The organism is Candidatus Hydrogenedentota bacterium (genome assembly GCA_019695095.1).
GTDB lineage: Bacteria > Hydrogenedentota > Hydrogenedentia > Hydrogenedentales > SLHB01 > JAIBAQ01.
This window is the reverse complement of sequence record JAIBAQ010000245.1, coordinates 1-7,506: the sequence shown is the minus strand read 5'-3', so window position 1 is coordinate 7,506 and position 7,506 is coordinate 1. Positions and strand designations below refer to the sequence as shown.

General features: G+C 57.9%; 6 protein-coding genes. 2 read left to right on the top strand and 4 right to left on the bottom strand.

What is annotated here, in order from left to right; all coding sequences use genetic code 11:
* The first annotated feature begins 164 nt into the window (after positions 1-164).
* Positions 165-1,178, top strand: a complete 1,014-nt coding sequence (gene pdxA, locus K1Y02_23800; GenBank protein ID MBX7259404.1) for a 4-hydroxythreonine-4-phosphate dehydrogenase PdxA — start codon at positions 165-167, stop codon at positions 1,176-1,178.
* On the top strand, positions 1,175-2,440 hold the full coding sequence (locus tag K1Y02_23795; GenBank protein ID MBX7259403.1) for a VCBS repeat-containing protein: 1,266 nt from the start codon (positions 1,175-1,177) through the stop codon (positions 2,438-2,440). The genes pdxA and K1Y02_23795 overlap by 4 nt, the downstream gene beginning before the upstream one ends.
* Positions 2,441-2,454: 14 nt before the next feature.
* Here K1Y02_23795 and K1Y02_23790 read toward each other — a convergent pair whose 3' ends face one another.
* The 4 genes from K1Y02_23790 to K1Y02_23775 form a co-directional block, all read right to left on the bottom strand.
* Complete coding sequence (locus K1Y02_23790; GenBank protein MBX7259402.1) at positions 2,455-4,680, bottom strand: DUF3488 and transglutaminase-like domain-containing protein; 2,226 nt, start codon at positions 4,678-4,680, stop codon at positions 2,455-2,457.
* On the bottom strand, positions 4,673-5,749 hold the full coding sequence (locus K1Y02_23785; protein ID MBX7259401.1) for a DUF58 domain-containing protein: 1,077 nt from the start codon (positions 5,747-5,749) through the stop codon (positions 4,673-4,675). The genes K1Y02_23790 and K1Y02_23785 overlap by 8 nt, the downstream gene beginning before the upstream one ends.
* A 5-nt stretch (positions 5,750-5,754) precedes the next feature.
* Positions 5,755-6,744, bottom strand: coding sequence for a MoxR family ATPase (locus K1Y02_23780; protein MBX7259400.1), 990 nt, complete (start codon positions 6,742-6,744; stop codon positions 5,755-5,757).
* A 159-nt stretch (positions 6,745-6,903) separates the two neighbouring features.
* Positions 6,904-7,506: prolyl oligopeptidase family serine peptidase (locus tag K1Y02_23775; GenBank protein ID MBX7259399.1), on the bottom strand; the 603-nt coding region annotated here is incomplete at its 5' end.

Below are 7,506 nucleotides of genomic sequence, written 5' to 3'. Positions count from 1 at the left end.
GCGGACGAAGAATCTGGCCTAGACCGGGCATCCGGTAGCGCCGCGTCCCTTAAGAGAAATCAATGGAAGTCAAGTGGCAGGTCCTGCACCGATTCACGTATTCTATCTTCTCTCACACGATCTTCGAGTGGCACTGTCTCTGATGGAAGGAATCCCTGCATCCCGTGAAACCGCAACACAATCAGGCCGTATTGCCCCGTCTCGCAATTACGATGGGCGATGTGAACGGCGTTGGACCCGAGATCCTCGTTAAAGCGATGTGCGATGCGCGCATTCGCAAACACTGCGTCCCTGTTGTCTTGGGCAGCGCAAAGGCATGGGGCGAAGCACGGCGTTTTGCCCCCAATGCACCCCGCGCTCACGTAATTGGCTCGCTGGACGAACTGCCGGTGGAGTCCGGCGCTGTCGCCATCTACGAAGCGGGTGTTGTCGCGCCCGATCTAAGGCCGGGAACGCTGGATGCGGATGCCGCACGGTGTGCAGTCGCGTGGCTGCGGACGGCTATTCGCGCGTGCATGGCGGGATCGCTGGATGGAGTGGTGACGTGTCCCATCAATAAGGAGGGGCTGCACCTCGCGGGTATTCGCTACACCGGCCACACGGAAATCCTTGCGGAGGAAACGCAATCCAAGGATTACCGTATGTGTCTGTTCACGGACCGAATGAGGATTGTTCACATCACATCGCACTATCCGCTTGTCGAGGCGATTGCAATGGTCAAGCGCGATCGCATCGCGGAGTCGATTCGTATCGGGCACGATTCACTGGTGCGTCTCGGTCTCGAACGCCGGCGCATTGCGGTTGCCGGACTGAATCCGCACGCGGGGGAGGCCGGTATACTCGGAAGCGAGGAAGCGCGCGAGATTGAACCCGCCGTTGCACTGTGCGCCGGAGAAGGAATCGATTGTTCTGGCCCCTATCCGCCGGACACGGTGTTTCGGCGCATGAACGAAGGCGAATTCGACATGGTGATTGCCATGTATCATGACCAAGGGCACATTCCGTTGAAACTGATTGCCATGGATGAAGGAGTGAACGTGACATTGGGAATTCCTGTGGTGCGCACGTCCGTCGATCACGGTACCGCGTACGACATTGCCTGGAAAGGCGAAGCGCGCGAAAACAGCCTGTGCGCGGCCATCGATTTGGCGGCAAAGCTGGCGAGGCGCCGCCCATGAGATTCCGCACTCACATTTCGCGAGACAGAGTCTTGATCGCGGTTCTGTTGTTTGTCGCGGCATCGTTTCAATCGCGCGCCGAACTGTTCACTAAATACGGGAAATGGTTCAATGTTGGGCCGAATCCGTGTTCGATCGCCGCGGCCGATCTCAATGGCGATGGTCTTCCTGAGATTGTGACCGCCGATCGCGGATCGATGACGAATCCGCGCGAGGAACGTCCCGCAAACGATGAGTTGTCCTACCTCGAATCGCAGGGGAATCTTGAGTACTTGCCGAAGCCTCCGCTAAAGGCCGGTTTTGCCCCATACGCGGTGGTTCTCGCAAACATCGACGCCTTGAAAGCGTTGGATATCGTCACCGTTTGTTTCCACGAGCCTCCTTCCCGCCGAAGGCACCTGACACTCTTTCGGAATCTCGGAGAAGAAGGGTTTGAAGCGCTGAACTACGCCGTGCCCGAAACCGATCTCCAGTATCATCGCATTCTCGACAATGATGGCGTGCCCATTTACACGGTGCCGGGTTTGACGTCCCTGACAGTGCGTGACTTCAACCGGGACGGTTACCGCGATGTTGTCGCGACGGGATGGTCGAGCGACGTGCTTGTGTATTTCCCCGGCGACAAGACCTCCTACTTTGGCGCGCCGGTTATGTTCCCCTGCGAGGGAGGACCCCGTGATGTTCAAGCTGCCGATTTCGACGGCGATGGGGAACTGGACCTCGCCGTGGCCCTCTATAGCAGCGGGGATCTGGCGTTCTTTCGCGGCGACGGCAAGGGAGGGTTTGCCGAAGCGACCCGCATACCAAGTCGCGGCCCCCTGCCGTTGCGCCTCGTCGCCAGAGATATGAACGGTGACGACAAGACGGATTTGGTCGTAGCGCACTGCTTTACGAGCGATTCCGTTGTGGTCTTCTATGGAGATGGCGGCTTTTCGTTCAGCGTCACGCAGGAAGTCGAAGTGGGGAAGGAGAACAATCGCGCAGTCGTGGAACACGAAATCCGGGATTTGGTGGTCGAGGACTTCAACGGAGACAACAAGGTCGATATGGCCGTCGCCTGCCGGGCCTCCCGCCAAGTAGTCGTGTTTTCGAATCAGTCGGCACCTTCGGCTTCGCGCCTCTCCTTCGGGCGCGAAGAGTATCCGTACAAGGACGCGCAGCCTTACGCATTGTGTTCGGCAGACTTCAATGCGGACGAAAAGCCGGACTTGGCAGTCACCTTGTGGGGACCCAACGCTGTCGCGTTACTACTCGGCAAATAGCCGGAGCACGGACGTCACCGCGCCGGCTTGGGTCTTCGCAGCCGCCTTATCAGTGCTTTGAGTTCTACAAACTGGACCTTCGACATTCCCCGGCCTCCAAAGCGAACCTTGTTGTACTCGTCCAGCAAGGTATTCAGGGAATGCGTATCGATTCCAGGCTCGCCCGCGGCGGCAAGTTCCAGGATTTCCCGCGCGCTCATCCCACGGCAGTCCATGCCTTGTGAGCGCAAGTGCCGCTTCAGGCGCGCGAACAGTTGAGCCGCGCGCGATTGGTCTGCCGTCAATGCGCCTCGAAACCCGCGAGGCGTCCGTTTCAGCGTGAAGGCAAATACCATGAACCATGTGCCTGCAATAATCGCAACCAGCCACAGAACGCCACGGCCGAGCGTAGATCCAACCATGGGGCTGAGCAAGGCGCTGGGGTTCAGGAAGCTGAAATCGAAGTTTGCGATTCGAATGGCCAGCAATTGCAAATCACCCATTTGGAAACCGCCCTCGAAACCAACAATGTCACGGTACCAGAGCAATTTGATGTTGAGGATTTGGTGCGTGATTGCCAGGCCAATTTGCTCCACGACAGTGGGGTCTTCGTCGGTTTGCGGCGCGGGGTCAAACGTCACCCAGCCAATTCCGACAAAGTACACTTCCACCCACAGATGGGCCATGCTCTTGCGTACGATATAGGCGCTATCGCCTTCGCTCCATTCCCCTCCGCGGTAACCGCTCACAACGCGTGACGGTATGCCGAGGCTGCGCACCATCATCGCCATCGCAGTCGCAAACAACTGGCAATGGCCCGCGCGCTGCGCGTTCAAAAACTCGTCGATGGGGGCCGTGGCGCCGAGATCGGGTACATCCAAGGTGTAGAAGAACGTGTCGCTGGAGAGAAATTCTTCGATTGCGCGAACCTTGTCGTAGGCGGTCTGCGCGTTTGCTGTAACTTGACGTGCCAATGCGACGCTCTGTTCGGAGAGTCGATATTGGGTGAGAGTGCCATAATCGTATCCAAGCACTTCTTCGTAGTTGCCGGGCGCGGCTCTCAGCTCGTCCGCTCCGAAACTCTCGACTTCCGAAATGGCTTCGTAACTCAAAGCCTGCTGGGAGCGGCGCGTCGGCGCCACGGTAAAGTCACCGTTCGCGTCCCACTGTATGCGGCCGTTCTTTATGCGCACCGATCGAACGAGCGGCAAGGCAGGAAGGCCATTGGCCTCCTGATCGTCCAGGAAGATCTCCTGTCTGACCGTTCTGCGATGAGGTAGTCCCGTGCGATCCACCGAATCGTCCGTACCTGGAAAGAAGTAGAAACGTCCCGGCTTATCGTTATACTTCTCTTCCGTAGTGGGAAATCGCTCCCAACGCGATCCGTCGAACCGCGTCAATGTAGTGACGCGCCAATACATTCTGGAGACGGGTACGATGCCAAGCTTTCCATCCCGGCCCGCACCCTGCAACTGGCCATTGGGCTCATCGGGAAACGTGACCTGCATGACCGGCGCCTGGTTCTCGAGAATTCGGCCGCTTTGTGACACGTCGACCGTGTTGCTTAAACCTGTTGTCGTCGTGAGACCCTGTGTCCGTCCGCCAAGTCCGCCGGCTTCCATGCGGGGCGTGAGCAAGAAGATCCCTATCGTCATCATCACCGCGCCCACAGACAAGAGCGACATCGTCGCAATGAGATTGCGGTCGAACAACCTAGGCAGCGGCGATGGAACGTAATTCTCGCGCGTTCCCGTTTCCACAATCTCCGCCCACGGTCTACCTTCGTTCTCGTGGGATTCCGAGTAAATCAAGAGGGACACGAACGTCCACACCGCGCTGATAACGAAGAGCGACAGCACCAACCCATAGGAAGGTTCAGGGTCCAGATGGCACCCCGAGACAAGAAAGAAGAACGACATCAGGATCAAATAGTGGTAGTCGCGCGACTTCTTCATGTGCAACAAGAGATAACCTTGTATGAACACGAAGAGGCCCACGAGCCCTGGCAGTACGCCTCCCAAAACGAATGGCAGCGCGGGAATGCCCGCCACGGCAAAGAGCAGCGTGACGGTCCAGGTGAAGCGGCGATATGCGGGAGAACGGGCATCTGCGCGCTCGCACCACGGCATGAGCAACATGAACATCGTGGGCCAGAAGAGGACGAGCGGACTGTAATCCCGCGTCGTCAGCAAAGCGAAATAGCCGCTGAATACCATCGCGGTGGTACTGAGGCGCAACGTGGACATGACTCCCTTAGGCATGAATCACCTCGCGCGGGTCCAGTACGCGGTTCTGGCCCAATGCCCCGTATTGACCCCACTGAAGCGGGTCGGGAGAAATGAACAAGTACGTTACACGCCGATTCTCCTGGAGATACTCCGAGTGAAGGAACGGGTCCGGCGTATCGCCTTCGGAGGGATTCAGCCGAGCCAGCGCGTCCAGAATCTTGAGCGCGTGAGCCTGGCCTTCACCTTCTCCCACGGAAAGACTCGACGTGACCAGCGCGACCGCATACTGGCGATTCAACAACGATTGCGCCAGCGAGGCCACCAATTCGATGGCCTGCTCAAAATGATCGTCGAAGTCAGGCAGATCGACACGCCGCGAGTCGAACACGAATACGACGCGGCGTGTGGCCTGTTTCTCGAGTTCTTTAACCAATAAGGTTCCGCTTCGCGCGGAAGCGCGCCACGCGATGTGACGCAAGTCATCGCCGGGAATGTAGTCGCGCAGGCTGAAGAATTCATCTCCTGCGCCGCGGGAGATTTGCGGTATTTCCCCTGTTGCGCGCGACTTTTCGACGACGGCGGTCCTCACGGCGTGCACGCGCGGATACACGACAATTTCATGGGGATCGCGGATACGTCTCCGTGACTCGATCAGCCCAAACGGGAATGATGTGACCAGGACAATGTCCGGCAATTCATAGACGCCGCGCTTCTCGAATTTCCCGTTGGTGCGCACAATGGCCGTGTGCTTGCCGGGAATTGCCATGACGTATCCGATGGAAACGCCTGGCGCGTCCGCATTCTCCACGCGCACGCTGATGGACGGCAGAATACGCCTTCGATTCTCGATGCGTATGGTCAGCGCGAAGGCTTCGTCGCGATGAGCGGCCGCGGGCGCTTCCCGCTCAATGTGCAATTTGCGCAGGCTGTATCCCGAAAGAAACGCGGAAACCAACACAAACGATGCAAGCGATCCGAACAGGAGATAGTAGAGGTTGTTTCCCGTGTTCCAAGCGGCAAGCAGAATCAGCACAGCGGTGACCAGAAAGACCTGACCGCCGCGCAGCATCCGCCGTCTGCGAAAGCGTGTAAAGATCGACATGGCGTTTATTCGGGTAGAGGCGTCTTTTGTACGATCTCGGCAATCGCCCGTGCGCGGGCGTTGGCCGATGCGATGGGATTGTTGTCGCGCGATTTCACCAGAATACGGTGGGCAAGTACGGGTCCCGCCATCGTCTTCACGTCGTCCGGCGTCACAAAATCGCGCCCTTCCACGAGTGCGCGCGCCTGGCACGCTTCGTAAAATGACACGGTCGCGCGCGGACTGGCGCCCAACTGGATGTACTCGTGCGAACGCGTCCCCTGGATAATCGCGAGAATGTACCGCGCCACGCTTTCTTCAACCATGATCAGCCCGGTGACGTCCTGCAGGTCGACGATCTCCTGGGCCGTCAGAACGGGTTGAAGATTCTCCAATGTGGAGATCGGGTCCCGCCGCCGCATGATGTGCATCTCGTCTTCATCACCTGGGTATCCCATGGCTACCCTGAGCATGAATCGGTCAAGTTGAGATTCCGGCAGGGTATAGGTTCCCTCGTACTCTATTGGGTTCTGCGTCGCGAGCACGATGAACGGTCTTGGCAATCGGCGTGACACCCCGTCAATGGAGATTTGGAACTCGCTCATGGCCTCCAGCAGGGCGCTTTGGGTCTTGGGGGGAGTGCGGTTGATTTCGTCTGCAAGGACGACATTTGCGAAGATAGGACCGGGGCGAAACTCGAATTCGTGAAGTTTTTGGTTCAACACCGACACACCCAAAATATCCGAGGGGAGCATGTCGCTCGTGAACTGAACCCGGTGAAACGTGCCTTCGATGGACCGCGCCAACCCCTGGGCCAGTGTCGTCTTGCCCATCCCGGGCACGTCCTCGATGAGTATGTGCCCCTTGGCCAAAAGGCCTGCTACACAAAGCTTTACAACTTCCCGCTTGCCGAAAATGACCTTTTCGATGCTGTCGACAAGCCGCGCAACTTTTCCTGCAACTTCCGGGTGGACGACGTTCGTCGTCTGCTGAACGCTCCGTTGCAACAGTCCCATGAATACTCCTCGCTACTTCCTGGTAATCTCGTCATCGGTCCTTGAAAACGCGCCTTAAGGAATGAATTCACACGACTATGTACACCGAAGCGCATAGACTGTATTCCGTACTTCTATGATTCCATGTCTCAAATGGAAGGTTTAGATCAAACGGCCTGACTAAAGCCACCGTTCGAACCAATCGTCTGCCCTTATTATAACATCGGGCGACAAATCGTCGCCGTCGGAGTGGCTGACCTGAGTCAGCGCATCGGAGGCGCCCAGTAGTTTGTAGACGCCCTTGGCGAGTTTCCCTGCTTTCTCACAGCTCTTGGTGTTTGAAAGTGAAGGATCGTTCAAAGCAGTAAGGATCAAGGTGGGGCTGGGCGCGCATAGCGCCAGAATGTGCTCCCAATCGAATGCGAATTCCCGCTTCTTGATGACCTCCCGAAGCTGGGGCCAGTACACGAATCCTTCTTCCGAAGCCCAGCGCTGCGGTTCCTTGTCGTCCGCAAAGCGGGTGAACCCCCCGCTGGCGACGCAGACCTGCACACGTTCATCGAAGGCGGCCGCAAACAGCGCGTTGCATCCGCCGAGCCCGTGGCCGATGACCCCGATGCGGGCCGAATCGACTCGCTTAGCCTCGGACAGCGCGTCCAGGGCGTACGTATGGTCCTGCAGCATCTTTCCCAAGGCGGACATTTTCGGGTAGTCCTTGTAGAAGGACTTGGTATCGTAGGGTTTCAGGCCGTGGCCAATCCGCTCGCCCGCGGTGATGGAGTC